Here is a 25,436-nt window from a genome sequence, read left to right as displayed (position 1 = left end):
CTCCTTCTTCGGATCGGAGCGCAGAGGATGCGCCGGGGAGGTCTTCTCGTCGTCCGAGTCTAGAACGGGGAGCTCGCGTCAGGGCCTCGCGACGGGTGGACGGGACGATCCGAGGTGCCGGGGCCCCTGTGGAGGGAGATCCCGCCGTCGACACGCGTCGACCGCAGCCGTGACACGCGAACGGACAGTGCGACCGTGCAGGGCCACCGCTCAGTGCGACCGCTCGATACGCACCCCCACGGCGGCGAGCTCGCGCAGGGCGGCACTGCTCGACTCCGGAGAAACGCCCGCGACGAGGTCCTCGAGCACTCGCACGTCGAGCCCCGACAGCCGGGCGTCGAGCGCGGAGGCGCGCACGCAGTGATCGGTCGCCAGACCCACGACGTCCAGGGCGGTCACCCCGAGGCGCCCGATCGCGTCGAGCAGCGACTCCCCCTGCGCCGTCACACCCTCGAAGGCGGAGTAGGAAGGTCGACCCTGTCCCTTGAGGATTTGGACGTCGATCCGCGTGACGTCGAGAGCCGGATGGTAGCCCGCTCCGGGCGTTCCTGCCACGCAGTGCTCGGGCCAGCTGTCGACGTAGTCCGGCTCCGGAGAGAAGTGCCCCCCGTTGTCGGAGGTGCCGTCGTGCCAGTCGCGCGAGGCGAACACTGTCGCGTAGTGGTCGTGGTGCGCCGCGAGGTGCGCCGAGACGCCTGCTGCGACGGCCGCTCCACCTGCGACGGCGAGCGCACCACCCTCGGTGAAGTCGTTCTGCACATCGACGATCAGGAGTGCCGTGGTCATCGTGGTCCTTCCGGTCAGGAGTCGGAGAGTGAGCCGCCGCAGCGGTAGAAGCCGGTGACGAGGGTGTCGATCGCGGACTTGGCCGAATCGCCGACGTCGCCGAGAGCGTAGACCGCGAAGGTCAGCGCCGTGCCGTCCTGCGCTGTGACGGCGCCGGCCAGCGTGTATCCCGTGTCGATCCACCCGGTCTTCGCGCGGACGGCGCCGTCGGCGACCGCATTGTCGCCGGCGAAGCGGTCGGCGTACGCCAGTGATCCTGTCCGGCCCGACACTGGAAGTCCATCGAGCAGCACGCCGAGCTGCCCCTCGCGCGCGAGAACCTTCCGCATCAGCTCGGTGAAGTACGCCGGGGCCACGGCGTTGTCGTCGCTCAGGCCGGAGCCGTCCACGATCGTGATGCCCGCGGTGTCCACTCCGTAGCCGGCGAGGCCCTGCAGAACCCCAGCCTGCTCGGCGCCGAAATCGTTTCCCGACCCGGTGCGGACGGCGACGAGCCGAGCGAGCATCTCGGCGATCGCGTTGTCCGAGACGAGCAGCATCTGCTGCACGAGTGTGCTCACCGGGGCCGACTCGACCGTCCCGAGCACCTGCGCACCGGCCGGAGCCGCACCGGTCGAGATCGAGGGCGATCCGCTCAGCTCCTCGGCGAACGCCGCACCCGCCCGACCGACCGGGTCGCTGCCGCGCTCGGAGGTGGAGGCGGTCGGGTCCTCGCGGTCGCCGTCGACCTGCAGGGCGGTGATCTCGGGCATGTAGCCGTCGACCTGCTCCGTGCGATTCCAGCTGGGCTGCCAACTCTCGCCCGAGTAGAGAGAGGCGTCGAGGACAAGCCGCGTGATCGGGGTTCCTGCGGTCGCCGGATCGGCCTCCCGGGCGGCTTCGACCTGGGCGGCGAGGTCGTCGAGGTGCGCCGCCCCGGCGTACGTCGACTCCTGCCCGCTCGGCAAGCGGGTCAGCGTCAGGTCGCCGCCGCCGACGAGCACGACCGTCCCCGGCTCGGCCCCGCGCACGACCGTGGTGGCGATGCGCGTGTCCGGGCCGAGCACAGCGAGAGCGGATGCCGCGGTCAGGATCTTCAGGGCCGAGGCGGTGCGCGAAGGGGTGGCGCCGCCACGGTCGAACAGCACTTCGCCGGTGGCCGCGTCGACGACCCGTGCCTGCATCGATCCGAGGCGCGGATCGGCGGCGAGCTCGGCCACCGAGCAGGTGCGCAGCGCTCGAGTCCCGCCCTCCGCGGTCGGCCGTGCCGTGGCGGTCGGCGTCGGGGTGGCGGACGGAACCGGCGTCGTCGTGGCGGCCGCCAGCGCCTCCGGTTCGGCGTTCCGGCCGAGGGCTGTGCCCGCGCCGAACGCGCCGACTCCCAGCGCGGCCACGACGAGAGCCGAGACGACCAGGATCGTTCTGCGGCGTCGGGGAGGGGTCTCGGTCATCCGTGCCAGGGTAGTCGCGACGCGTCGACGACGCCTGGGCGTGGCGGGGAGAAGACGTGGAGCCGCCTGTGGGAATCGAACCCACGACCTTCTCATTACGAGTGAGACGCTCTGCCGACTGAGCTAAGGCGGCGTGCACACGGGGCCGGAGCCTCGGACACGATTACACAGCATAGCCTGCTCGCACGCGACGGCGTGAATCCGCGCGAGCGTCAGGCGAGCGCGCAGCGCAGCTCCTCGAAGGAGCGTGCGATCCGGCCGGGCAGAGCCTCCCGGCCGTCGTGATCGACCCAGGCCGCCCATGCGTGTCGCATGGCGGCGAGGCCGAGCAGGGTCAGCATCCGCGCACGGCTGCGCACCCGCTCCTCGTCGTCGTCGGTGCTGCCGAGACGTTCGGCGATGAGGCCCTCGATCGCGAGCTCGAACTCACGCATCCCGGCGATCTTCAGGCCCACGAGGTGCGGATGCTCGCGGAACAGCGCCCGCCGGAGCACGTGCAGCTCACGGTCCTCCTCGAGCGGCTCTTCCATGGCCGAGACGAAGACGGCTTGGAGATCCTCCAGCACCGCGCCCCTGCCCGCGACGAACACGGCCGCGGTGTCATCGGCGATCACAGGGAGACCCCCGACGAGCGCGTCCTCCTTTGAGGCGAAGTAGTTGAAGAAGGTGCGGGTCGAGACCTCGGCCGCGCGCGAGACGTCCTCGATCGTCACCCGCTCGGGCCCGCGTTCGCTCGCCAGACGGAGCACGGCGATCTCGATCGCCCGCCGCGTTGCGAGCCTCTTGCGCTCGCGGAGCCCCGGACGCTCCGGCCCCTCCTCGGTCAACACTGTGGGTCCTCCTCCGGGACGACGCCCTCGAGCAGGTACGCATCCACCGCATCGTTGACGCACGAGTTCGACTTGTTGTAGGCGGTGTGGCCCTCGCCGTCGTAGGTGACCAGATGGCCGTCGGCCAGCTGCCCGGCGAGCGCCTGGGCCCAGACGTAGGGCGTGGCCGGGTCGTTCGTGGTGCCGACGACGAGGATCGGCGCGGAGCCCTCGGCCGTGATCGGAGCGCGGGAACCCTCGAAGGACGCCGGCCACTCGCCGCAGAGGATGTCCCCGTAGGCCATGTAGCGCCCGATGGTCGGAGCCGCCTCCTCGAGAGCCGCCGCGTCGGCGCGCATCGAGGCGGCGTCGGCGTCGTAGGAGTAATCGACGCAGTTGATCGCGAGGAAGGCTTCGGTCGTGTTGTCGGAGTACTGACCGTCGGCGCCGCGGCCGTTGTAGGCGTCGGCGTACTGGAACGCGACCTCGGCCTCCCCCCGGCGAACGCCGGAGAGCATCGCGCTCAGCGCGCTCCACGCAGTCGCGTCGTAGAGCGGATAGACGATGGCCGTGAACAGGGTGCTGGCCCCCAGCTCGCGACCGTCGTTCGCGCGGATCGGCGAGGCGTCGACACCCTCGAGCATCGCTCGCAGCTGCGCCATGGCCTCGTCGACCGAGCCCGTGAACGGACAGTCGGAGGAGCCCAGGCAGTCGGCGAGGTAGGCGCGCAGGGCGCTTTCGAAGCCTTCGGCCTGCTCACGGACGACGTCGAACGAGGTCGCGGAGGGATCGATGGCGCCGTCGAGCACGAGGCGGCCGACCCGCTCGGGGAACAGCCCCGCGTAGGTGGCGCCGAGGAAGGTGCCGTAAGAGTAGCCGAGGTAGTGCAGACTCTCGTCGCCCAGCGCGGCGCGGAGCACGTCGAGGTCGCGAGCGGCGCTCGCGGTGCCGACCTCGGACAGGAGCGGGCCGCTGCGCTCCTCACAGGCAGCGGCGAAGGCCGCGGCGGAGCTGCGCTGGGCGGCGATCCACTCGTCGCTGCCGCGCTCCCCCGGTGTGATGTCGTAGAGGTAGGAGTCCAGGCCGGCGGCGTCGAGGCACGAGACGGAGGTCGAGGCGCCGACACCGCGCGGGTCGAAGCCGACGATGTCGTACTGCGCGGCCAGTTGCGCGTCGACCGCGTAGTCGGCGCTGTCCCTGATGAAGTCGACTCCCGAGGCTCCCGGGCCACCGGGGTTCACCAGGAGGGAGCCCAGGGCGGGACCCCGAGTGGCGGGACGGCGGACGAGGGCGATGGCCGCGGTCTCGCCGGCCGGATCGTCCCAGTCGAGCGGTACTGTCGCATCGGCGCAGAGCGCATCGTCTCCGCAGTCGTCCCAGACGAGCACCTGCGAGTAGTAGCGGGCGAGGTCGGCGTCGACCGCCTGCGGAACCGGAGTGGACGTGCGGTCGACCGTGGGTCCGGGAGCGATGCAGGCCGTCAGCAGGGCGGAAGCGGCCACCAGGACTGCGACGGACCAGGATCGGCGCGCGCGGCTCATGCGGCCACCGGCCGGCGGGCAGCGACGACGAGCAGCGCCTCGAGGGCGAGCACGGGAGACACATTGGCGTCGATCCTCTGCCGCGCGGTGCTGACCGCGTCGAGCACAGCGAGTGTGCGCTCGGGCGGGGTCGACTCTGCGAGCGCGCTCATCTCGCGGCGGACCTCCTCATTGATCACACCGCCGGGCGCTCTGAGCTGGAGGCGCACCACATCGCGGTAGAGCGAGAGGAGATCGACGAGGATGCGGTCGAGGCCGTCGCGGAGGCTGCGCGTCGCACGCCGCTTCTGGTCCTCCTCGAGCGCGCGCAGCTGCGAGCGCAGCTGCGCCGGGACGGTGCCGCCCGGCTCGACGCCGAGCGAGCGCAGCGCCTGCTGCCGCTCGGCCTCGTCTCGCTCGAGGGTGATCGCCTTGGCGTCCTCGGTCGCGACCTCGACGAGGCGCGCGGCTCCGAGGACCGCGTCCGAGACTCCGCGCAGCCGCAGGGCGATGCGGAGCGTCTCCTCCCGGCGCTCGCGCGCGTTCTCGTCGGTCGCGAGCCGGTGAGCCATCCCGATGTGGCTCTGCGCCTGGCGGGCGGCGCGCTCGGCCGTCTCGGCGTCTACACCGTCTCGGCGTTGGAGCAGCCCCGCCACGTCGTCGACGCTCGGCACTCGGAGCCGCACCGAGCGCACCCGCGAGCGGATCGTCGGCAGGAGGTCGGCCTCGCTGGGCGCGCAGAGGATCCAGACCGTGCGCTCCGGGGGTTCTTCGAGCGCCTTGAGGAGCACGTTCGACGTGCGTTCGCTCATCCGGTCCGCGTCCTCGATGACCATCACGCGGTAGCGCGAGACGGAGGGCGAATACTGCGAGCTGCTCACCAGCCTGCGCACCTCGTCGATGGAGATGATGACGCGCTCGGTCGAGAGGACGGACAGGTCGGGGTGCGAGCGGGCGGCGACCTGTCGGCAGTCGGGGCACTCTCCGCAGCCTCCTCGGCGGCAGAGAAGGGCCGAGGCGAAGGCGTAGGCGAGGTTCGATCGGCCGGAGCCCGGCGGACCGGTGATGAGCCACGAGTGCGTCATCGAGGTCGACTCGCGGCCGCCCTCGTCCCGCGGCGTGGAGGCGTCCTGCAGGGCGCCCATCGCGTGCTCCTGCCCGACGAGCTGGCTCCAGACGGTCATGCCACCAGGCTAACCGCGAGCACTGACAGTGGACCGCTGCTCGCGGAGGTGCTCGACCCGGTCGCGCACCTCCGCGGCGATCTCGGCGACCGGACGCGACGCGTCGACCACCAGGAACCGCTCCGGGTCCGCGGCTGCGAGCGCGAGGAAGGCGTGTCGGACGCGACCGTGGAACTCCGCCTTCTCGGACTCGAGTCGGTCGAAGCGGGTGCGCGAGGAGTCGAGCCGGGTGCGCGCGACGGACGGGTCGAGGTCGAGCAGCACGGTGAGGTCGGGGCGGAGGTCGCCGGTCGCCCACTCCGAGAGCCGCCGGACCTCGGCGGCATCGAGCACTCGTCCGGCACCCTGATAGGCGACGGAGGAATCGATGTAGCGGTCCTGCACGACGATCTCGCCGCGCTCGATCGCCGGTCGCACCAGCGTGCCGATGTGCTGCGCGCGGTCGGCCGCGTACAGCAGCGCCTCGGCCCGGGGGTCGATGTCGCCGCGGTGGTGCAGGACGATCTCGCGGATCCGCACGCCGACCTCCGTGCCGCCGGGCTCGCGCGTGCGCAGCACTGTCTCGCCGCGCGAGCGCAGCCACTCCTCGAGGAGGGCGGCCTGCGTCGTCTTGCCCGCGCCGTCCCCGCCCTCGAGGGTGACGAACAGCCCGGTCACGACTCCGTCGCGCCCGTCGTCTCGGTCGAGGCGGTGCGGCTCGCCGCGGTCCTGCGCGGCGCAGCAGGCGCCTTCGCGGCCGTGGTCTTGGCGGCCGTCTTCGCCGCGGGCTTCTTCGCGGCGGGCTTCTTCGCGGCGGCTGTCTTCGCCGCAGCTGTCTTCGCCGCAGCTGTCTTCGGCCCGGCCTGAGCAGCCGGCGTCTTGGCAGCCGCTGTCTTGGCCGCAGGCTTCTTAGCCGGTGCGCGCTTCGCGGGAGCCTTCTTCGTCGGCCCCTTCGCTCGCTTGTCGGCGAGCATCTGGACGGCCTGGTCGAAGTCGATCTCCTCGATCGTGAGACCCTTCGAGATCGTGACGTTCGTCTCGCCGTCGGTCACGTAGGCACCGAAGCGTCCGTCGCGGATCCGGATCGGCTTGCCGCTCACGGGGTCGGCGTCGAACTCCTTGAGGGCGCTCGACGCACGGCGAGCTCCGTACTTGGGCTGGGCGAAGATCTCGAGCGCTGTCGGCAGATCGACCTCGAAGATCTGGTCCTCGCTGGTCAGCGACCGACTGTCGGTCCCCTTCTTGATGTAGGGACCATAGCGCCCGTTCTGCGCGGTGATCGCCTCGCCGCTCTCCGGGTCCTCGCCCACGGTGCGGGGCAGATCGAGCAGGCGCAGCGCCGTGGCCAGGTCGATCGACGCGACGTCCATCGACTTGAAGAGGGAGGAGGTTCGCGGCTTCACGACCGCAGGCTTCTTCGCGCCCCGCTTGGCAGGAGCGGGCTCGACGACCTCGCCGGTAGCGGGGTCGGCGACGGTGTCGGGCTCGGGGTCGACCTCGGTGACGTACGGGCCGAAGCGCCCGTCCTTCACGACGACGGTCTTCCCGGTGACGGGGTTGCTGCCGAGCACCCGATCGGTCTGCACAGGAGCATCGATGAGCTCCTGCGCCTTCTCGGGGGTGAGCTCGTCCGGCGCCAGCTCCAACGGCAGGTTGACCCGGCGGGGCGTCTCCTGCCCCTCCTCCTGCGCGACTTCGAGGTAGGGGCCGTACTTGCCGATGCGCAGCGTGATGTCATCGGTGATCCGGAGCGAGTTGATGCTCTTGGCGTCGATGTCGCCGAGGTTGTCGACCACGTGGCGAAGGCCCGGGTGGCTGCCGCCGCCGAAGTAGAACCGGTTGAGCCAGTCGACGCGGTCCTCCTCGCCACCGGCGATCTTGTCGAGGTCGCCTTCCATCTCGGCGGTGAAGTCGTACTCGACCAGGTCCGAGAAGAAGTCCTCGAGCAGGCGCACCACCGAGAACGCGATCCAGTTCGGCACGAGTGCCGTGCCGCGGGGTGTGACGTAACCGCGGTCGACGATGGTCGAGATGATCGACGCGTAGGTCGAGGGTCGCCCGATGCCCAGCTCTTCCAATGACTTCACGAGGCTGGCCTCCGTGTACCGCGGGGGCGGTGAGGTCTCGTGGCCCTTCGCCTCGACGTCGGCGACGACGAGGCTCTGGCCCACCTCGAGCGGAGGCAGTTTGGCGTCCTTCTCCTCGCGGGCGCCATGGCGCTCCTCGTCACGGCCCTCCTCGTAGGCGAGCAGGAACCCGCGGAAGGTGATGACCGTACCGGAGGCAGTGAACTCGGCTGTCTCGGCGACGTCACCCGCCGGCTCCGCGAGCAGGGTCACGGTGGCGGTGGAGCCCTTGGCGTCGGCCATCTGCGAGGCGACGGTGCGCTTCCAGATGAGCTCGTAGAGTCGCAGGTCGTTGCCGCGGAGCGTACCCGAGAGCTGCTCGGGCGTGCGGAAGGTCTCGCCGGCAGGCCTGATCGCCTCGTGCGCCTCCTGCGCGTTCTTGTTCTTGCCGGAGTAGAGGCGGGGCTTGTCGGGAACGGTCGCGGCGCCGTAGAGCGAGGCCGCCTGCGTGCGCGCCGCAGTGAGTGCCTGCTGCGAGAGCCCAGGCGAATCGGTCCTCATGTAGGTGATGAAGCCGTTCTCGTAGAGCGACTGGGCGACGCTCATGGTCTGGCGTGCCGAGAAGCGGAGCTTGCGTGCGGCCTCCTGCTGCAGGGTCGATGTGGTGAACGGCGCAGCCGGACGCCGCGAGTAGGGCTTGGATTCGAGCGCTGAGACGGTGACCGTGGTAGCCGGATCGCGCAGCGCCTCCGCGAGCGCCCCGGCAGACGCCTCGTCCAGGACGGTGACGTCACCCTTGAGCCGACCGCGGTCGTCGAAGTCGCGCCCGCTTCCGATGCGCTTGCCGTCGAGCCGCGCCAGGCGGGCGTCGAAGCCCGCCGCAGTGTCCGACTCGGGTGCAAGCACGGTCGCGAGGTCCCAGTAGGTCGCCGACACGAACGCGAGGCGCTCGCGCTCGCGATCGACCACCAGACGTGTGGCCGCGGACTGAACTCGACCGGCAGAGAGGCCCGGCCCGACCTTGCGCCAGAGCACAGGGGAGATCTCATAGCCGTAGAGGCGGTCGAGGATCCGGCGGGTCTCCTGCGCGTCGACGAGGGAGGTGTCGATATCGCGAGTGTTGTCGCGCGCCTTCTGGATCGCGTCCTTGGTGATCTCGTGGAAGACCATCCGATGCACGGGGACCTTGGGCTTGAGCTCCTCGAGGAGGTGCCATGCGATGGCCTCACCCTCGCGGTCCTCATCAGTGGCGAGGTAGAGCTCGTCTGCGTTCTTCAGAGCGCGTTTGAGGTCGGCGACCGTCTTCTTCTTCTGGTCGGAGACGACGTAGTAGGGCTCGAACCCGTTGTCGACATCGACTGAGAACTTGCCCAGGGGACCCTTCTTGAGCTCCGGAGGCAGGTTCTTGGGCTCGATGAGGTCGCGAATGTGCCCGACCGAGGCGAGCACCTCGTACCCGTCGCCCAGGTACTGGGCGATGGTCTTGGCTTTCGCCGGCGACTCGACGATCACCAGCTTCTTCGTGCCGGACACAGTTCTCCTCGATTGATGCTGTCGGATCGGACGACCAGTGGTCCGACGGTCCCCTGCTGTGGGGAGGCGGAGCGCGGCCGGATCAGGGGAGCGGCGACGCGTCCGAGTCGGTCGGGGCGCCCGACAGGCACACCATACACACTGACTCCGGGCGTGCCGCGCTCGCCGCGCATCGCGGACAGGCGGTCAGCTGACTCCGCGTGTCGGGTGGCACGGGCGGCTGACGGGGTGACGAAGGGCGCCGATCGGCGCATGATGAGCGCATGGCAACGACGCACCCCACCACTGCTTCCACTACTCCGGCCTACACGGCGAAGCTCGTCGATGGCCCGTTGGAGGGCAAGACCCTCCGCCGCATCTACGGCGCGGATTCCGCACCTGCTGCCCGCCTCGAGATCCCGGGCTCCCGCGAGGGCTCCCGCTACATCTACTTCCTCGCGGGCGGCCTCGAGCACGACGAGGGCGCGGGTGCCCGGCCGACGGCGGCGGCGTACCGCTACCAGCGGCTCAGCTCGAACTGACCGGTCGATCCCGCCCCACCACGGTCGCTCGATCCTGCGCGCCGCCGTCCCTGCCGCTCACGGCGGCGAGCCGAGTCCTCCCTCCGGCGGCCCGGCCCGCGATCGAGCGGCGAGGGGCAGCGGCCCCACCGCGACCGTCACCTCGACGCTCGCGACGCCTCCTTCGAGCTCACAGCGGCTCAGTGTTGCTCCTCCTGCCCGCGCCACCCGCCCCGCCGCCGCGCAGGGCTCTCCGGGGAGCAGCCCTGATGCGACGTCCGCGGCGGCGAGCGCCGAGGCGTCCGCCGCCGCGATGGACCGTTGATGCCCGACGAGGACAACGCACCCGGCGAGCACGGCCGCCGTCACGAGGACGGTGCCCGCGATCACTCCGACGGCGACCACGGTGGCGGAGCCCGCCTCCTCCGAGCACCGCTGCAGCGGCCTCGGCTGCACCCGCCGCCCCCGCATCAGCCGCCACCGCCCAGCGCACACGACCGGACGGCGACGGGCAGTGAGACGGCCGGGATCGGCCGCAACGCGGCGGTGACCTCCACGCAGACCAGCCCCTCCTGCTCCACTGTGGACACGGAAGCGTCGCCCTGGACCCGGTCGACGGGGGCACGCGGGTCGTCGCCCCGCGACGCCGAGCGGGCTCCATCGGCGGCTGCGTCGACCAGTCGCACGTACTGCGCCGCGGAGGCGACCGACCCCAGGCACAGAGCCAGAACCACGACGACCGCCGGGAGGACCAGCGCGAGCTCCGCGGTGGCCGACCCCTCCTCCTGCGCAGACCGTCCGTGCAGGAGGCTCAGCGGTCTCATCCCGCCGCCGTGAGCGCGCGCGTCACGAGATCGGTCAGGATTCCCCGCACCTCGTCTCCCTTGAGGATCACCACAAGCAGTCCGGCGAAGCCGACCGCGGCCATCGTGGCGATCGCGTACTCCGCCGTCGCCGAACCCTCGTCCTCGGACAGCCTGTCCGTCCACGCCCGCGCTGGTCCTCCCCGGTCGAGCCGGCTCTCGACGCGCGCGAGGTCTCCGCCGCCCGTGCTGCGGCCGCCACCGTTCATCCTGTCGATTCCCATCGTCGTACTCCGTTCCGCCCCTGCTCTGTGCCCCCTCCTCCGAGGATCACCGAGTGCGAGTTCGGCCGGAGCCGGACCGAGCGGATCGGTGGACGACTCCGTGATCCGGCCGCTGTGGAGGAGCCACCACCACTCACCTCGGCACCGAGAACGTCGTCAGGAGCACCGAGACGACCATCGGAGCGACCCCCAGCAGGAGGAATGCAGGCAGGACGCATGCGCCCAGCGGCAGCATGAGGGTGACGCCGAGCCGCGCAGCCCGCTCTCGGGCGCCGGACGCCGCACGTGTCCGCGTGAGAGCCGCTTCGCTGCGGAGGAGACGCCCCGCGGGAACCCCCGCGGCCGACGAGAGCGACAGGACGACATCCGCGTCGGCGAGGACCCGCTCGTCCGCCCTGAGCCCGCACTCGGCGAGCGCGTCGAGCACGCGGCTCCGTGCGGAATCGATCGAGCCGCCGCCCGCGAGCGCGACAGCGAGCAGATCGAGCGCGAGCCCGGGCGCGGGATCGCCGGGAGTGGCGCCGCGCACGAGCCGGCGCGTCCACAGATGCCCAGCGACCATCAGTCCTGCGCCGCCGCCGAGGCAGACCAGACCCGGGGCCGTCCCGAGGAGGACACCGATGACGTCGAACCCGAGCAGGGCGCCGAGCCCGAGGGCCGCGAGCGGGAGCGCGCCGACCACCCGCCCCGTCGCCGAGGGGCCGGCCAGCGCGACCTCGATGTCGCGGCGAGCGCGCGCCAGCTCGCGCAGCGACTCCGCCAGCTCGCTCAGGGCTCCGGCCACGGGAGCGCCCGAATCCGCCGCCACCCGCCACGCGGCCGCGAGCGCCGCCCAGGCGGTCTCCTCCCCGCGGTCGCGCCCCCGCGCCGTGCGGCCGCGCACCCGCGGCACCGATCGGGTTCGGCCGGGCCGTCCGCCTCGCATCTCTGCACCACCTCGCCTCGACGCGGGCGCTCCGCGAAGCAGTGCCTCCGTCACGTCGCCGCCCCGCGCGGCCTCCTCGGCCACGGCGCGCAGTCGCCGCCGTCGCGCCGCCCCGCCGCCCCGGTCCTCCGCGGTCGCGAGGTGGCTCAGGGCAGAACCGGGCGCCAGACCTGCCGCCAACAGCACCGCGAGCCGGTGGACGATCGCCGCCACCTCATCGAGGCCGTCGCCGCGCTTCATCGGCCTGACCGCGAGCGCCGCGGCAGCGTGCCCTCCTGCACGCGCAGGCGCCCTGCCTGGTCGAGCACGAACCCGCCGAAGGCCCCGAGGCGCCGACGTCCGCCGCGCCGTTCCAGGTGCAGCACGAGGTCGATCGCGCTGACCGTCTGCCGAGCGATCGCCTCCGGCCCGAGGCCTGCGAGTGCGCCGAGCGCCTCGAGACGGGCGGGCACGTCCTCGAGAGAGTTCGCGTGCAGCGTGCCCGCACCGCCGTCGTGCCCGGTGTTCAGCGCAGAGAGCAGCTCGCGCAGCTCGACTCCGCGGCACTCCCCCAGCACGAGTCGGTCGGGCCGCATCCGCAGCGCCTCCCGCACGAGCCGATCGAGACCGACAGCCCCGGCGCCCTCGAGGTTCGACTGCCGCGATTCGAGCGAGACGACGTGCGGATGCGCGGGGCGCAGCTCGCCGACGTCCTCGATCGCGATGATCCGCTCCGATGCGGGCGCAGAGCTCAGCAGCGCTCCGAGCAGAGTCGTCTTCCCCGATCCGCCGGCGCCGGTGATCAGCAGATTCCAGCGCTCGAGAACCGCGCGGCGCAACAGCCGGACCCCCGGAGCGTCGAGCATCTCTGCCCCCTCGAGCCCCTCGAGCGTCCACGACTCGGCGCGCGGCACCCGCACCGAGATCAGCGCACCGCCGGTGGCGACGGGCGGCAGGACGACGTGCACGCGCACCCCGTGGCGCAGCCGCACGTCCACGCAGGGGCTCGCCTCATCGACGTGCCTGCCTCCGGCGGCGACGAGTGACACCGCGAGCCGCCGGGCGCCTGAGGAGTCGAGCGTCCACTCGGGCACACGCTCCGCGCCACCCCCGCGATCGACCCACAGGCCGGCTCCACCATTGACGAAGAGATCCGTGACCGCAGGGTCGGCGGCATGCGGGGCGAGGAGGCCGAGGCTCACCGCGGCCGGCCGGACCGGTCTCGGCTCGCGGCGATGCTCGGCGGGGATGAGGGGCACGAAATCGGGACTCATCCCCGCACGCTAGGAGCCGGCGCCACCGACCGGAGCACGACGACTCCGATCGGTGGAGAGGACCGTGATCGCCCCAGCTGTGGAGGAGCCGCTGCACCGCGTCGAGCGGAAGACCGGGCGCCCGGTGGCCGGTTGCCCGGGGCCCACGACGAACGCCCCCGCGAGCAGGGCTCGAGCGGGGGCGTGCGTCCCGGCGGGAGGAACCGACGGGAAGAAGGGGGCGGCACCCATTGGGGGGAACAGGTGCCGCCTCGGCGGCGCTGGATTGGGGGGAATCGCTTGCGCCGCAGAGCCGAACTTTCGTCCGGCCGTACGCCACTGTAGGGGAAGGACGGCGAATCGCCAAGTCCAGCCGCGCACCTCTGCGGAATCTGAGGAGAACTGGGCCGGACATTCAGGTTCGGCTCCCGCCTGATCCTGACCGGGGTCGAGCGCTACGGTGGTGCGAGGCCGACCGCGTGGGTCGGCTAACGTCGCACTCGCGAAGGAGCGAATCGCAGATGTCCACTTCCTCCGGAGCCGGCGGCACGACCGCCATCGACAATCTCCTCCACGAGACTCGGCGCTTCCCGCCGCCGGCCGAGTTTGCGGCCGGCGCCGTCGCGACGGGCGCGCTCTACGAGGAGGCCGCGACCGATCGGCTCGCTTTCTGGGCCGCGCGCAGCCGCGAGCTGCTGCACTGGCACACGCCGTTCACCAGGACCCTCGACTGGAGCGAACCGCCCTTCGCGACGTGGTTCGACGACGGCGAGCTGAACGTCGCCTACAACTGCCTCGACCGGCACGTGCTCGCCGGGCACGGCGACCGCGTCGCGATCCACTGGGAGGGCGAGCCCGGCGACTCCCGCTCGCTCACCTACGCCGAGCTCACTGCCGAGGTGAAGCGAGCCGCCAACCTGCTGACGAGCCTCGGCATCCGAGCGGGCGACCGGGTCGCGATCTACCTCCCGATGATCCCGGAGGCGGTGGTCGCCATGCTCGCGGTCGCCCGCCTCGGCGCGGTCCACTCGGTCGTCTTCGGCGGCTTCAGCGCCGAGAGCCTGCGTGCTCGCATCGACGATGCGGAGGCGAAGCTCGTCATCACCGCCGACGGCGGTTGGCGCAAGGGCGCCGTCTCGCCTCTCAAGCCGGCGGTCGACGCGGCGCTCGCCCTCGGCGGCGAGTCCGGCGTGCGGCACGTCCTCGTGGTGCGCCGCGGAGGCAACGAGGTCGACTGGCACGGTGGCCGCGACCTGTGGTGGCACGAGGAGATGGTCGCGGTCGACGCCGACCATGTCGCGAAGCCCTTCCCGGCCGAACAGCCGCTGTTCATCCTCTACACGAGCGGCACCACCGGGAAGCCGAAGGGCATCCTGCACACCAGCGGCGGCTACCTGACCCAGGTGGCCTTCACCCACCGCGCCGTCTTCGACCTCCGCCCCGAGACGGACGTCTACTGGTCGACCGCCGACGTGGGCTGGATCACCGGCCACAGCTACGTCGTCTACGGCCCACTCGCCAACGGAGCCACCCAGGTGATGTACGAGGGCACCCCCGACAGCCCGCACCCCGGCCGATGGTGGGAGATCGTCGAGAAGCACGGCGTGACGATCCTCTACGCGGCGCCCACCGCGATCCGCTCGTTCATGAAGCTCGGACGGCAGATCCCGCAGCGCTTCGACCTGTCGAGCCTGCGTCTGCTCGGCTCGGTCGGCGAGCCGATCAACCCGGAGGCGTGGATCTGGTATCGCGATGTGATCGGCGGCGGCCGGACTCCGATCGTCGACACCTGGTGGCAGACCGAGACGGGCGCGATGATGGTCTCGCCTCTGCCGGGCGTCACCACACTGAAGCCCGGATCTGCTCAGGTGGCCCTGCCCGGAATCTCGATCGACGTCGTCGATGACGACGGAACCCCGGTGGGCCCCGACGAAGGCGGACTCCTGGTGGTCACCGAGCCGTGGCCGTCGATGCTGCGCGGCATCTGGGGTGACCGGGAGCGGTACGTCGAGACGTACTGGTCGACGTTCGGCGACCGCTACTTCGCCGGAGACGGCGCCCGCCGCGACCGCGACGGCGACCTCTGGCTGCTCGGTCGCGTGGACGACGTGATGAACGTCTCCGGCCACCGCCTCTCGACGGCCGAGATCGAGTCGGCCCTGGTCTCGCACCCGGTCGTGGCGGAGGCGGCGGTCGTGGGAGCGGCGGACGAGACCACCGGACAGGCGGTCGTCGCCTTCGTCATCGCCAAGGCGAGCCGGGCCGAGGAACTCGCCGACGGGCACGACGAGCTCGAGGCCACGCTGAAGTCCCACGTCGCCGAGCACATCGGCGCGATCGCCCGCCCCCAGCGCATCATCGTGGTGCAGGAGCTGCCGAAGACCCGCTCCGGCAAGATCATGCGCCGCCTGCTCCGCGATGTGGCGGAGGGGCGTGCCGTGGGCGACACGACGACCCTGGCCGACACGCAGGTGATGGCGGTGATCACCTCCGCGATGGCCGCGGACTGACAGGGGTCCCGGGCGGAGCCGCGCCGGCGGGGAGGCCGCCCGGGGCACGACGCGGTCGGGATCAGTCGAAGGCGACGATCAGCTCGACCTCCACCGGAGCGCCGAGCGGCAGCTCGGCCACGCCCACGGCCGAGCGCGCGTGACGGCCCGCCTCACCGAACACGTCTCCGAGCAGCTCCGAGGCACCGTTGACCACTCCGGGCTGACCGGTGAAGCCGGAGGCGGAGGCGACGAACCCCGTGAGCTTGACGATGCGCGTCACGCGGTCCAGCGATCCGATCGCGTCGGCGACCGCCGCGAGCGCGTTGAGCGCGCAGATGCGGGCGAGATCCTTCGCCTGCTCGGGCGACACCTCAGCACCGACCTTGCCCGCCAGTGGCAGCGCGCCGTCGACGAAGGGGATCTGACCGGCCGTGTACACCACTCCGCCGTGGACGACCGCCGGGACGTACGCGCCGGCCGGGACAGCGACGTCGGGGAGCTCGATGCCGAGCTCCGCGAGCCGCTCGGCGATCACGCGTCGGCCTCTGCGACGGGACGCTTGAGGTAGGCGACGAGCCCTCCCTCGGGCCCGGTCACGATCTGCACGAGCTCCCACCCCTCGGAACCCCACGTGTTGAGGATCGCCGTGGTGTTGTGGATCATCAACGGGGTGGTGACGTACTCCCAGCGCGGGACGGACATGGCTCTCCTCGAGTGCGGCCGGTGCGGGACGACTGCTGAGCGCCGCACATCGGCGGGATGGGGGCCGCGGCTCGTCCGAGCGCGGCGACTACGCTGATTCTATGTCGGGGCAGGGCGGGACCAGAGTCGTGAAGACCATCGGAGGTGCCGTCGGCAGCCTGATCGGCATCGTCGCGATGAGCATCGTCGCAGGGGTCCTGGTGGCCGCCTCCGTCACGCCGGCGATCGCGCTGAGCGGCATGGCCGCCGGCAATACGGTCGAGATGTTCGACAACCTCCCCGAGTACCTCGAGATCGGCACCCTCGCAGAGAAGAGCGACGTCTATGCCAAGGACTCGGCCGGCGGCGACGTGCTGCTCGCCTCCTTCTATGCGCAGAACCGGGTGCAGGTCGGCTGGGACGAGATCTCGCCGTTCGTGATGGATGCGGTCATCGCCTCGGAGGACCCGCGCTTCTACGAGCACGGCGGCGTCGATCTTCTCGGGACGGTTCGCGCGGCGGCGACCACCGCCCTGGGCGCCGACGTGCAGGGCGGCTCCTCCATCACCCAGCAGTACGTCAAGAACGTTCTCGTGCAGAAGGCGGAGGGGCTCAGCGATCCGATCGAGCGCGACGCGGCCTACCGCGAGGCGACCGAGACCACACCGGAGCGCAAGGTGGCCGAGATGCGCTTGGCGATCGGCCTCGAGAAGGAGTACGCCAAGAACGACATCCTTCTCGGGTACCTCAACATCGCGCTGTTCGGAGGCACCGTCTACGGCATCGAGGCCGCCGCCCGCTACTACTTCGGCGTCAGCGCGAAGGACCTCTCGCTCGCGCAGTCGGCGGCGCTCGTCGCGATCGTCAACAACCCCGAGAAGTTCCGCTTCGACCGACCGGACGATCCGGCGAACCTCGCGGCGGAGGGCTACCCGAGCACGCTCGATCGGCGCAATTACATCATCAACCGCATGGACCTCGAGTCGAAGGTGACGACCGAGCAGGTGCAGGAGGCGGCCGCGACGCCGGTCTCCCCCAGGATCACCGAGCCCAGCACCGGCTGCCAGACAGCCGGAGTCGCCGCCTTCTTCTGCGACTACGTGACCTGGGTGATCAAGAACGACGACGCGTTCGGCGCGAGTCAGGACGAGCGCGACGCGACCTTCAAGCGCGGCGGCTACCAGATCTACACGACCCTCGACTCCGATCTCCAGCAAGCGGCCGTGTCCGCCACCGACGCGTGGGTGCCGAAGTCGATGGCGAACGTGAACATCGGCAGTGCGAGCGTCTCGGTCGAGGTCGGCACCGGCCGAATCCTCGCGATGACGCAGAACAAGGACTACTCCAACGACCCCACCGTGACGGGCGCGAACTACACGAGCGTCAACTACAACACCGACTTAGGCCACGGCGGCTCCTCCGGCTTCCAGGTGGGCTCGACCTACAAGGTGTTCACCCTCGCGGAGTGGCTCCAGGAGGGGCACTCCCTCAGCGAGAGCGTCGACGGCACCCGCCGCGCGTACACGACGTTCCGAGACAGCTGCGAGCCCGGCGGGGTCTACTACGGCGGTGAGCCCTGGAACCCCGGAAACGACGAGGGCGGCAACGGAGGTGTCACCACGGCGCTCCAGGCCACCACCGGTTCCATCAACACCTCTTTCGCCGCAATGGCGCAGCAGCTCGACCTCTGCGGTATCCGCAACACGGCACTCTCGATGGGCGTGCATCGCGCCGACGGGACGGAGCTGCAGAAGCTGGCCCCGGCCATCCTCGGCACCAACGAGATCGCACCGCTGACGATGGCCACCGCCTTCGCGGGTTTCGCCAACAAGGGAACCGTCTGCACCCCGATCGCCATCGACCGGATCGTGGATCGCACGGGCGCCGATATCGCTCCGCCCTCCTCCGAGTGCACGCAGGCCCTCTCGGAGGATGTCGCGGCTACAGCCGCGTTCGCGCTCCAGCAGGTGGTGTCAGGAGGAACCGGCGCGCCGTCGAACCCGAAGACGGGCGTTCCGCACCTCGGCAAGACCGGCACCACCGACAAGGCGGTGCACACGTGGATGGTCGGTGCGAGCACCGAGGTCGCCACGGCGACCTGGGTCGGCAACGTACGGGGGTCGAGCTCGATGCGGTCCTTCTTGCTCAAGGGAGTCAACGCTGGTCAGGTGCGCCACCAGATCTGGCCGCGGATCATGCGGGTCGCCGATGCGAAGTACGGAGGCTCAGCGTTCCCCGCCCCCTCCCAGGCCCTCGTCGACGCGTCGCAGCAGGCGGTTCCGCAGGTGACTGGCCAGAGCCCCGCTGTGGCCACCGCCCGACTGCGGTCGGTCGGATTCACGGTGAGGGTCGACGCCGCCCCCGTCCCCTCCGACCGGCCCGCCGGCACCGTCGCCAGGACAGACCCGCCCGCGGGGTCGCGCGTCGCCAAGGGCGCGCAGATCACCCTGCGGATCAGCGCGGGCACGGCGGCCCCGTCGCCGGGCGGCTGACACGGGGCGTGCGCTCGGAAGCGTCCGGCAGAATGAACGCGGTCGCGCTCGCGGCCGAGTCGCGAGAGAAGGACCCATGACCGGACGGACCCGTCGCCCCCTCACCACAGCCCTCGCGTCGGCCGCTGCGGCAGGCGCCGCCGCCGCCGCCGCGTGGGGCATCGGCGTCGAGCGCACGCTCTTCACGGTGCGGCGCACGTCGTTCCCCGTTCTTCCCTCCGGAGCCGACCCGATCCGCATCCTGCACGTCTCCGACCTGCACATGGCTCCGTGGCAGTCGAAGAAGCAGGAGTGGATCCGCTCGCTGCTCGCCCTCGCGCCGGACGTCGTCATCGACACCGGCGACAACCTCGGCCACCGCGACGGCGTGCTGGGTATCCGCCGTGCCCTCAAGCCCTTCGCCGGGATCCCCGGAGCGTTCGTGAACGGCTCCAACGACTACTTCGGGCCGCGGCTGAAGAATCCGCTCCGCTACTTCCGCGGACCCTCGAAGAATCCGGAGCAGCACGAGGCCGATCTCGACACCGAGGGACTCACCGACTTCTTCGCCGGGGCACTCGGCTGGATCGACCTGAACAACCGCGCTCAGAGCATCACGGTGAAGGGCACGCGGATCGAGCTCTTCGGGGTGGACGACCCGCACATCGGGCTCGACCGCATCGACCTCGTCGCAGGAGCGGTCGACGAGCTGCGCGCAGCCGAGGAGGAGCCGGTCGGAGTCAGCATCGGCGTCGCCCACGCGCCGTACCAGAGGGTCCTCGACGACTTCGTCGCGCGGGGAGCGGAGGTGATCCTCGCCGGTCACACCCACGGCGGCCAGGTCTGCGTGCCCGGCTTCGGCGCGCTGGTCACCAACTGCGACATCCCGCGCGACAAGGTCGCGGGCTCGAGCACCTGGAACAACGGCCTCCGCAGCTCCCACCTCAACGTCTCCGCCGGAGTCGGCACCTCCATCTACGCTCCCGTGCGCTTCGCCTGCCGCCCCGAGGTGACCCTGGTGACGCTGGTCCCCTCGGCCTGACGACCGGTGTCCGACGGGAGGCCGGAAATCGGCTACTATTGATGAGGCTCGTGAGCGGTTCTCCGTGATGAGTACGCCGGGGTGTGGCGCAGCTTGGTAGCGCGCCTCGTTCGGGACGAGGAGGTCGTGGGTTCGAATCCCGCTACCCCGACCGGTGAGAAGCCCGGCCAGGATCAATGATCCGGCCGGGCTTCGTCGTTGCCGGGCGCCTCGCTGACGGGCACCTCGTTGCCGGCTTCGCCCGGCCGCGCCTCGGGAGTCTCCCGGTGCGACTCCCGGCCCGGTCACAGCCGCGTCGGGAAAGAATGTTCTTCCGCCGTCGTCGTCGACTCCGCCCGCCGATCGACGAGAGGAGCACCGTGCCCCGGTCGCTCACCCGCCTCAGCCTCACACTCCTCCTCGGCGTGCCCTACCTCGCCGCCCTCGCCGCGATCGCCTTCTGGCCGACTCCGGTCGACGCCGCGATCGACGGCGACCTGGGGCGAGTCACGTCCTGGTTCGCCCGTCACGGACTGCCCGCGGTCGACTACGGCTTCATCGAGTCGGCGGCGAACATCGCGCTCTTCATCCCCCTGGGTCTGCTCGTCGCGCTCAATCTGCGCCCACGACGGGCATGGATCGCCGTGTTGGTCGGCGCGGTCACCAGCAGCGTGATCGAGCTCGGTCAGCTCCTGTTCCTCGCTGCCCGATTCGCCACGGCGCACGACGTGCTGATGAACACCTCGGGAGCCGCGCTGGGTGCCGTCGCCGGTGTCCTTCTGAGCACCGTCATGAGCGCACGCGAACGCCGGAGGGCCGCGGAGTGGGACGACGCCTTCGCGCACCTACCTCTCCACGGCGCCTCCGGCGTCGCGGCGGACGGGCCCGGTCGCGCGAGCTGAGACGCCCCGCGACCGCCCGGCTCAGCGACCCAGGCCGCGGTACTCCCAGCCGGCCGCACGCCAGGCGGCGGGGTCGAGGCAGTTACGTCCGTCGACGATGAAGGGATTGCCGACCTTGGCCGCAGACGCGACGGGGTCGAGACCGCGGAACTGCTTCCACTCGGTGACCACCACGACGGCGTCGGCCCCCGCGAGCGCCTCGTCGACATCGGCCGTGTACGTGATCTCGGGGTACTTGCGGCGGGAGTTCTCGATCGCCTCGGGATCGGTCGCGACGACGATCGCGCCGAGATCGTGGAAGCGCGCCGCAACGTCGAGTGATGGCGAGTCGCGGATGTCATCAGACTCCGGCTTGAAGGCCAGGCCGAGAACCGCAATACGCCGGCCGGCAACCGAGCCGCCGAGACCCTCGGAGACGAGGTCGACGACCCGCTGACGGCGGCGGAGGTTGATCGCGTCGACCTCCTTGAGGAAGGCGACCGAGTCGCCGACACCGAGCTCGTCGGCACGCGCCGAGAACGCGCGGATGTCCTTCGGGAGGCAGCCGCCGCCGAAGCCGATGCCGGCGTTGAGGAAGCGACGTCCGATGCGCACGTCGTAGCCGATCGCGTCTGCGAGCTGCGTGACGTCGGCACCGGTCACCTCCGCGATCTCGGCGATCGCGTTGATGAACGAGATCTTGGTCGCGAGGAAGGCGTTGGCCGAGACCTTGACCAGCTCGGCGGTGGCGTAGTCGGTGACGACCAGCGGTGTGTCGGCGGCCAGCGCGGTCGCGTAGACCTGGTCGAGGGTCGCCGTCGCCGTCGCTCCGGCCTCGCCCTCCGGCACACCGTAGACGAGGCGGTCGGGGCTGATCGTGTCCTGCACGGCGAACCCCTCCCTCAGGAACTCGGGGTTCCAGGCGAGCGTCGAGCCGGAGGACGCGATGCGCTCAGCGAGGCGGGCCGCCGTGCCGACCGGCACGGTGGACTTGCCCACAACGAGCGAGCCGGGCTCGAGGTGCGGCAGAAGGGCATCGATCGCGGAGTCGACGTAGGTCATGTCGGCCGCGTTCTCGCCCGGCTTCTGGGGGGTGCCGACGGCGACGAAGTGCACGGCGGCACCGGCCGCATCGGCCATGTCGGTCGAGAAGCGCAGACGGCCGGACGCGACGCCCGAGGCGAGCAACTCGGGCAGTCCAGGCTCGAAGAACGGGGCGGTTCCGGCCGAGAGGGCGTCGATCTTCTTCTGATCGACGTCGATGCCGATGACGTCGTGGCCTAGTTCGGCCATCGCAGCAGCGTGGACGGCACCGAGATAGCCGCAGCCAATCACAGAAAGCTTCACAGAGGGTCTCCGAATCGTGGCAGGTTCGTGTCGCGGACGCGACGGTGAGGAGGAGCGGTGTGACGCGACGGTCGTGTCTGCGCGCGCCACCGCGCGACTACCGCCGCGCCAATGCTCTCAGATCGCGGGACACGTCGGCGACCGCGGCAGCGATCTGCGCGGCGACACGCTCATGAGTGGCCTCGCTGCGGCCGATAGGGTCGTCGATGTCGTCGCCGCCGTCGCCTCGCGGCGCTCGGCCCCGATGAGCGGCGGCGAGCCGGACGACGGCCCGGAGCCGAGCCGCCGGATCCTCGATGACCGGGAGCGGCACCTCCCGCAGCACGAAGGGGAGCACCCGGGCGAACTCAAGCAGGGTGAAACCGCGAAGAAGGAGGGACGGAAAGCTCCGAGACGCATCGACGAGGTGCTCGCGAGTCATTGTGAGCAGGAGATCGGCCCCGCCGACGAGCGTCTCGTTCAGCACCGAGCTCCGGTGCGCCGAGGGGTCGCCGCCGTGGACGACGGAGAACCGCGCCGACATCGGATCCATCGGGACACCATCACGAGTGCGTACGCCGGCGCTCGTGAAGGCGAACAGCGGACCTCCCTCGGGCGATGTGGCCTCGGCGAGCGACGCGCGGAGCAGCTGCTCCGACATCGGCGAGCGGCAGATGTTGCCCGTGCAGACCGAGAGCACGGTGAAGACAGGACTCTCGGAGGCCGCATCGGACTCGTCCGGGCGCCAACCCCGACGTGCGCGGCGGGACGGGTCGTCGCCCGGGAACATCATCGCCGGCCGCTCAGGCCGACGTCGGAGTCGGCTCGGCGGCTGCGTCCGGGCGGGCGCCGGAACGCTCCGAACCGTAGTAGCTCGTGTAGTAGTAGCCGTAGCCGCGGCCGACCTGCCCGCGCGGCGGGACGCGGTTCAGGATCACGCCGAGGGTGTGTCCGCTGACGCGCTCGAGGTTCTGAATCGCCTTGCCCAGCTCGTCTGTCGTGGTTTTGCCAGCCGAAATCACGACGAGGGCACCATCGGTGCGAGCCGTGAGGATCGCTCCGTCGGTGACGGGGAGCAGCGGCGGCGCATCGACGATGACGATCGCCTCGCGAGCGATCTCGTGCAGCAGGATGTCCATACCGTTGGAGCCGAGGAGCTCGGAGGGGTTCGGCGGGATCGATCCGGCACCCAGCACCCACAGGTTGCCCGACGGGCCCCAGGGCTGGAGGACGTCCTGCAGCTCGGCCTTGCCGATCAGCAGGTCGGTCAGGCCGACGCCGGGCACCAGCCCGAAGGACTTGGCCACCGTGGGCTTGCGGAGGTCGCCGTCGACGACGACGGTGCGCTGACCGGAGGCGGCGAGGGTGACGGCGAGGTTGGCGGTCACGGTCGACTTGCCGTCCGAGGGGAGCGGGCTTGTGACGACGATGATGCGCGGCGGACTGTCGATGTTCATGAACTGGAGGTTGGTGCGCAGTTCGCGCAGCGACTCGGCCAGCGCGTGCTTGCCATCCGACTTCACGTAGTCGGTCGTGTCGGCCTCGGGGACGATGCGGTTGGTCTCGTTCAGCCGCTTGTCCACGGGGAGCGTGCCGACGACCGGCAGGTCGAACAGGCGCTCGACCATCTCGGCCGTGCGGATGCGGCGGTCGAGAGTGTTGCGGACGAAGGCGTAGACGAGGCCGATGACGAGACCGGCGAGCGCGCCGACCGCGAGGACCAGACGGAGGTTCGGGAAGGCCGGCGAGGAAGGCAGGGCCGCGGTCTGGAGGACGGTGAGTGTGACGGTGTCGCCGACGCCCGTCTCCTGGTTGACCTGCTGCACCTTGGTGGCGATCGCCGAGACCCAGGCGTCGGCGAGCTTCTGCGCGCCCTCGGGGGTCGAGGCCGTCGCGCTGACCTTGAGGACGGGAGCGACCGTGTCGGGCTGCACCGAGATCGCCGCGATGAGCGTGGCCGGCGAGACGTCGAGACCAAGGCTGTCGATCGCGATCTGCGCCACGTCACGCGACGTGGCGATGGGCACATAGGTCGCAAGGCTCGACTTGGCGACCGACTGGGCGATCTGCTGCGTGTAGATCTCCTGGCTCTCGTCCGTGCCGCCCGTCGTGGCGACCGAGACGAGGCCCTGCGAGTCGGCGACGTAGCGCGGAGTCTGGGTCAGCGACCAGCCGAAGGCGACGAGGGTGCCGAGGAGGATCGCGGCGACGATCGGGATCCAGTGGTCCCGCAGAAGCCGGAGGACGTCTCGTAGTTCCACAGGGTCAGATTCCTTCGCTGATCATGATCGCACGGCACGTGACGAAGACGGGTGCTGTCGAATTCTGACACAGCGCCCGCACCCCTCAGACGCAAGGCGCGTCATGCGTGCCACCCGTCGGGGGTGGTCGGAAGAGGAGGCGTTCTCGTGATCACGCCGAGGTCCTCCAGTTCGCTCACCGCGGCCTCCACAGCGGCCTCGGCATCGACGCCGACGGGCGGGGGGCCGACCTCTTCGAGGACCGACGCGACCAGACCGGCGACATGAGCCCCACGATCGGCGTGCCGCCACACCACGGGCCCGATCCCGGAGAGGCGCACGAGGACATCGTTGCAGAAGACGAGCAGCTGTCCGTCGGGCAGCTCGACCGCGTCGTCGGCCGGAGTGCGCACGAGCGCGCCGGGAGGTACCTCCCCGGCAGCCCCGAGCGGCACTGCGCTCACGTCGCCCCACGCCGCGGGAGCCGGCGCGCCGAGCCCGGCGAACGCCTCCTCGACGAGGTGCACCACGCTCCCCGCCTCGGAGTAGACCAGGCGACGCACTCCGCCCAGAGCGGTGAGAGTGCGCACCAGCCCGGTGATGGGGCGGGGCCTGGCCGAGAGGTAGGAGGTCTGCGGCACGAGGTCCTCGATCGCCTCGATCGGATCGACGGGCTCGAGGTAGGGCGCGTCGACGGCGTCGCGGCGCTCGAGCAGCACGACGCCCGCGAGCACGAGGGGCACGTCCGGCGCGGGCCGCAGCCCGAGCGCGGTGGGGGCCAGTTGGGCCTTGGGCGCGGAGCCGCTGAGCGGCTTCACCGAGAGCGGCTTCGGATAGGGCAGGACTCGCCCCTCGGAGGTGACCCCGACCGTCTCGTCCGTGACATAGCCGAAACGGGATCCGAGCGTGCGGGCGATCGTGGTCTTGCCTGTCCCCGAGGCGGCGACGAACGCGAGTACATGACCGTCCTCGTCGGCGATGCCGCAGGCGTGCAGCATCAGCAGGTCGCCGCGCCGTTCGCCGATCGCTTCGACGGTCAGGGTCGAGGTGAGCGACTCCTCCAGCTGGGCGACACTGGTCGAGGACACGCGCATCCCGGTGCCGACCTGCCGGGTCGGGGTCGGTGCGACTTCGGCGAGCACGTCGCGGGCGGCGGAGTCCGGGTCAGCCGCGCAGCACGCCCAGCTGTCCGCGATCCTCGCCGCGTCCTCCTCGCTGACGCCCGCACCGAAGACGACGCGGAACGGGGTCTCGAGCACCGAGACGGACAGGG

Annotated in this window: 23 protein-coding genes and 2 tRNA genes; 6 read left to right on the top strand and 19 right to left on the bottom strand. The window is 71.0% G+C overall.

Going from position 1 to position 25,436, the window contains the following annotated elements:
• Positions 1 to 210: 210 nt before the first annotated feature.
• The 8 genes from GSU10_RS04215 to topA form a co-directional block, all read right to left on the bottom strand.
• Positions 211 to 786 carry an isochorismatase family protein gene (locus GSU10_RS04215; RefSeq protein ID WP_068210350.1) on the bottom strand — a complete coding sequence of 192 codons (576 nt, stop codon included), beginning with the start codon at positions 784 to 786 and terminating at the stop codon, positions 211 to 213.
• Between the two features lie 14 nt (positions 787 to 800).
• Positions 801 to 2,216 (bottom strand): D-alanyl-D-alanine carboxypeptidase/D-alanyl-D-alanine endopeptidase, encoded by a 1,416-nt coding sequence (gene dacB, locus GSU10_RS04210; RefSeq protein ID WP_132504486.1) that lies wholly within the window; start codon positions 2,214 to 2,216, stop codon positions 801 to 803.
• A 57-nt stretch (positions 2,217 to 2,273) separates the two neighbouring features.
• Positions 2,274 to 2,349: transfer RNA gene (locus tag GSU10_RS04205), tRNA-Thr, on the bottom strand.
• Positions 2,350 to 2,428: 79 nt separating this feature from the next.
• Positions 2,429 to 3,046 carry a TetR/AcrR family transcriptional regulator gene (locus tag GSU10_RS04200; protein ID WP_068210349.1) on the bottom strand — a complete coding sequence of 206 codons (618 nt, stop codon included), beginning with the start codon at positions 3,044 to 3,046 and terminating at the stop codon, positions 2,429 to 2,431.
• Positions 3,040 to 4,566, bottom strand: a complete 1,527-nt coding sequence (locus GSU10_RS04195) for an alpha/beta hydrolase (RefSeq protein WP_068210348.1) — start codon at positions 4,564 to 4,566, stop codon at positions 3,040 to 3,042. The genes GSU10_RS04200 and GSU10_RS04195 overlap by 7 nt, the downstream gene beginning before the upstream one ends.
• Positions 4,563 to 5,729, bottom strand: a complete 1,167-nt coding sequence (locus tag GSU10_RS04190; protein WP_068210347.1) for a DNA polymerase III subunit delta' — start codon at positions 5,727 to 5,729, stop codon at positions 4,563 to 4,565. The genes GSU10_RS04195 and GSU10_RS04190 overlap by 4 nt, the downstream gene beginning before the upstream one ends.
• A 9-nt stretch (positions 5,730 to 5,738) precedes the next feature.
• A complete protein-coding gene (tmk, locus tag GSU10_RS04185) occupies positions 5,739 to 6,386 on the bottom strand; it encodes a dTMP kinase (protein ID WP_068210346.1) in 648 nt (215 codons plus the stop codon).
• Positions 6,383 to 9,307 (bottom strand): type I DNA topoisomerase, encoded by a 2,925-nt coding sequence (gene topA, locus GSU10_RS04180; protein ID WP_068210335.1) that lies wholly within the window; start codon positions 9,305 to 9,307, stop codon positions 6,383 to 6,385. Before topA ends, tmk begins: the two co-directional genes overlap by 4 nt.
• Before the next feature lie 263 nt (positions 9,308 to 9,570).
• Here topA and GSU10_RS04175 point away from each other — a divergent pair, with 263 nt between their 5' ends.
• A complete protein-coding gene (locus GSU10_RS04175; RefSeq protein ID WP_132504484.1) occupies positions 9,571 to 9,828 on the top strand; it encodes a hypothetical protein in 258 nt (85 codons plus the stop codon).
• 57 nt (positions 9,829 to 9,885) lie between these two features.
• On the opposite strand, the gene GSU10_RS04170 is transcribed toward GSU10_RS04175, so the two are convergent.
• The 5 genes from GSU10_RS04170 to GSU10_RS04150 all read right to left on the bottom strand — a co-directional run bounded on the left by GSU10_RS04170 (position 9,886) and on the right by GSU10_RS04150 (position 13,072).
• Positions 9,886 to 10,263, bottom strand: coding sequence for an Rv3654c family TadE-like protein (locus GSU10_RS04170; protein ID WP_236713589.1), 378 nt, complete (start codon positions 10,261 to 10,263; stop codon positions 9,886 to 9,888).
• 14 nt (positions 10,264 to 10,277) lie between these two features.
• Entirely contained in the window at positions 10,278 to 10,631 is a 354-nt protein-coding gene (locus GSU10_RS04165; protein WP_068210331.1) for a TadE family type IV pilus minor pilin, read from the bottom strand.
• Positions 10,628 to 10,894, bottom strand: coding sequence for a DUF4244 domain-containing protein (locus GSU10_RS15655; protein ID WP_330220137.1), 267 nt, complete (start codon positions 10,892 to 10,894; stop codon positions 10,628 to 10,630). Before GSU10_RS15655 ends, GSU10_RS04165 begins: the two co-directional genes overlap by 4 nt.
• 133 nt (positions 10,895 to 11,027) lie before the next feature.
• Entirely contained in the window at positions 11,028 to 12,059 is a 1,032-nt protein-coding gene (locus GSU10_RS04155) for a type II secretion system F family protein (RefSeq protein ID WP_132504482.1), read from the bottom strand.
• Positions 12,056 to 13,072, bottom strand: a complete 1,017-nt coding sequence (locus GSU10_RS04150; RefSeq protein WP_068210152.1) for a TadA family conjugal transfer-associated ATPase — start codon at positions 13,070 to 13,072, stop codon at positions 12,056 to 12,058. The genes GSU10_RS04155 and GSU10_RS04150 overlap by 4 nt, the downstream gene beginning before the upstream one ends.
• Before the next feature lie 500 nt (positions 13,073 to 13,572).
• Here GSU10_RS04150 and acs point away from each other — a divergent pair, with 500 nt between their 5' ends.
• Positions 13,573 to 15,561 carry an acetate--CoA ligase gene (acs, locus tag GSU10_RS04145; protein WP_068210155.1) on the top strand — a complete coding sequence of 663 codons (1,989 nt, stop codon included), beginning with the start codon at positions 13,573 to 13,575 and terminating at the stop codon, positions 15,559 to 15,561.
• Between the two features lie 61 nt (positions 15,562 to 15,622).
• Here the strand turns inward: acs and GSU10_RS04140 are convergent, their stop codons facing one another.
• A complete protein-coding gene (locus GSU10_RS04140; RefSeq protein WP_199220824.1) occupies positions 15,623 to 16,078 on the bottom strand; it encodes a RidA family protein in 456 nt (151 codons plus the stop codon).
• Positions 16,075 to 16,245: a Sp36 family protein gene (gene sp36 / locus GSU10_RS15260; protein WP_166971887.1), complete on the bottom strand. Its 171-nt coding sequence runs from the start codon at positions 16,243 to 16,245 to the stop codon at positions 16,075 to 16,077. Before sp36 ends, GSU10_RS04140 begins: the two co-directional genes overlap by 4 nt.
• Positions 16,246 to 16,346: 101 nt before the next feature.
• Here sp36 and GSU10_RS04135 point away from each other — a divergent pair, with 101 nt between their 5' ends.
• The 4 genes from GSU10_RS04135 (at position 16,347) to GSU10_RS04120 (ending at position 20,618) form a co-directional block, all read left to right on the top strand.
• On the top strand, positions 16,347 to 18,716 hold the full coding sequence (locus GSU10_RS04135) for a penicillin-binding protein (RefSeq protein ID WP_068210158.1): 2,370 nt from the start codon (positions 16,347 to 16,349) through the stop codon (positions 18,714 to 18,716).
• Positions 18,717 to 18,792: 76 nt separating this feature from the next.
• The gene (locus GSU10_RS04130) at positions 18,793 to 19,737 is read left to right on the top strand and encodes a metallophosphoesterase (RefSeq protein ID WP_068210159.1); all 945 of its coding nucleotides are present in this window, start codon (positions 18,793 to 18,795) and stop codon (positions 19,735 to 19,737) included.
• A gap of 77 nt (positions 19,738 to 19,814) precedes the next feature.
• Positions 19,815 to 19,888: transfer RNA gene (locus GSU10_RS04125), tRNA-Pro, on the top strand.
• A 208-nt stretch (positions 19,889 to 20,096) separates the two neighbouring features.
• On the top strand, positions 20,097 to 20,618 hold the full coding sequence (locus tag GSU10_RS04120) for a VanZ family protein (protein ID WP_158286075.1): 522 nt from the start codon (positions 20,097 to 20,099) through the stop codon (positions 20,616 to 20,618).
• Between the two features lie 21 nt (positions 20,619 to 20,639).
• Here the strand turns inward: GSU10_RS04120 and GSU10_RS04115 are convergent, their stop codons facing one another.
• From GSU10_RS04115 to GSU10_RS04100, 4 genes are all read right to left on the bottom strand, one after another.
• Positions 20,640 to 21,944, bottom strand: coding sequence for a UDP-glucose dehydrogenase family protein (locus tag GSU10_RS04115; RefSeq protein ID WP_068210165.1), 1,305 nt, complete (start codon positions 21,942 to 21,944; stop codon positions 20,640 to 20,642).
• A 97-nt stretch (positions 21,945 to 22,041) separates the two neighbouring features.
• Positions 22,042 to 22,716: an arsenate reductase/protein-tyrosine-phosphatase family protein gene (locus GSU10_RS04110; RefSeq protein WP_082845077.1), complete on the bottom strand. Its 675-nt coding sequence runs from the start codon at positions 22,714 to 22,716 to the stop codon at positions 22,042 to 22,044.
• A 10-nt stretch (positions 22,717 to 22,726) separates the two neighbouring features.
• Positions 22,727 to 24,184 (bottom strand): tyrosine-protein kinase domain-containing protein, encoded by a 1,458-nt coding sequence (locus tag GSU10_RS04105; RefSeq protein WP_132504480.1) that lies wholly within the window; start codon positions 24,182 to 24,184, stop codon positions 22,727 to 22,729.
• 101 nt (positions 24,185 to 24,285) lie between these two features.
• Entirely contained in the window at positions 24,286 to 25,422 is a 1,137-nt protein-coding gene (locus GSU10_RS04100; RefSeq protein WP_068210169.1) for a hypothetical protein, read from the bottom strand.
• Between the last annotated feature and the right edge of the window lie 14 nt (positions 25,423 to 25,436).

This window comes from Rathayibacter tanaceti (genome assembly GCF_009834165.1).
Lineage (GTDB): Bacteria > Actinomycetota > Actinomycetes > Actinomycetales > Microbacteriaceae > Rathayibacter > Rathayibacter tanaceti.
This window is presented reverse-complemented; position numbering and strand designations above follow the sequence as displayed.

Coding starts and splice junctions, on each gene's coding strand:
- GSU10_RS04190 (WP_068210347.1), bottom strand. CDS start 5,729: ATGACCGTCTGGAGCCAGCTCGTCGGGCAGGAGCACGCGATGGGCGCC.
- GSU10_RS04110 (WP_082845077.1), bottom strand. CDS start 22,716: ATGATGTTCCCGGGCGACGACCCGTCCCGCCGCGCACGTCGGGGTTGG.
- GSU10_RS04155 (WP_132504482.1), bottom strand. CDS start 12,059: ATGAAGCGCGGCGACGGCCTCGATGAGGTGGCGGCGATCGTCCACCGG.
- acs (WP_068210155.1), top strand. CDS start 13,573: ATGTCCACTTCCTCCGGAGCCGGCGGCACGACCGCCATCGACAATCTC.
- GSU10_RS04175 (WP_132504484.1), top strand. CDS start 9,571: ATGGCAACGACGCACCCCACCACTGCTTCCACTACTCCGGCCTACACG.
- GSU10_RS04135 (WP_068210158.1), top strand. CDS start 16,347: ATGTCGGGGCAGGGCGGGACCAGAGTCGTGAAGACCATCGGAGGTGCC.
- GSU10_RS04150 (WP_068210152.1), bottom strand. CDS start 13,072: ATGAGTCCCGATTTCGTGCCCCTCATCCCCGCCGAGCATCGCCGCGAG.
- GSU10_RS15655 (WP_330220137.1), bottom strand. CDS start 10,894: ATGGGAATCGACAGGATGAACGGTGGCGGCCGCAGCACGGGCGGCGGA.
- sp36 (WP_166971887.1), bottom strand. CDS start 16,245: ATGTCCGTCCCGCGCTGGGAGTACGTCACCACCCCGTTGATGATCCAC.
- GSU10_RS04215 (WP_068210350.1), bottom strand. CDS start 786: ATGACCACGGCACTCCTGATCGTCGATGTGCAGAACGACTTCACCGAG.
- GSU10_RS04165 (WP_068210331.1), bottom strand. CDS start 10,631: ATGAGACCGCTGAGCCTCCTGCACGGACGGTCTGCGCAGGAGGAGGGG.
- GSU10_RS04195 (WP_068210348.1), bottom strand. CDS start 4,566: ATGAGCCGCGCGCGCCGATCCTGGTCCGTCGCAGTCCTGGTGGCCGCT.
- dacB (WP_132504486.1), bottom strand. CDS start 2,216: ATGACCGAGACCCCTCCCCGACGCCGCAGAACGATCCTGGTCGTCTCG.
- GSU10_RS04130 (WP_068210159.1), top strand. CDS start 18,793: ATGACCGGACGGACCCGTCGCCCCCTCACCACAGCCCTCGCGTCGGCC.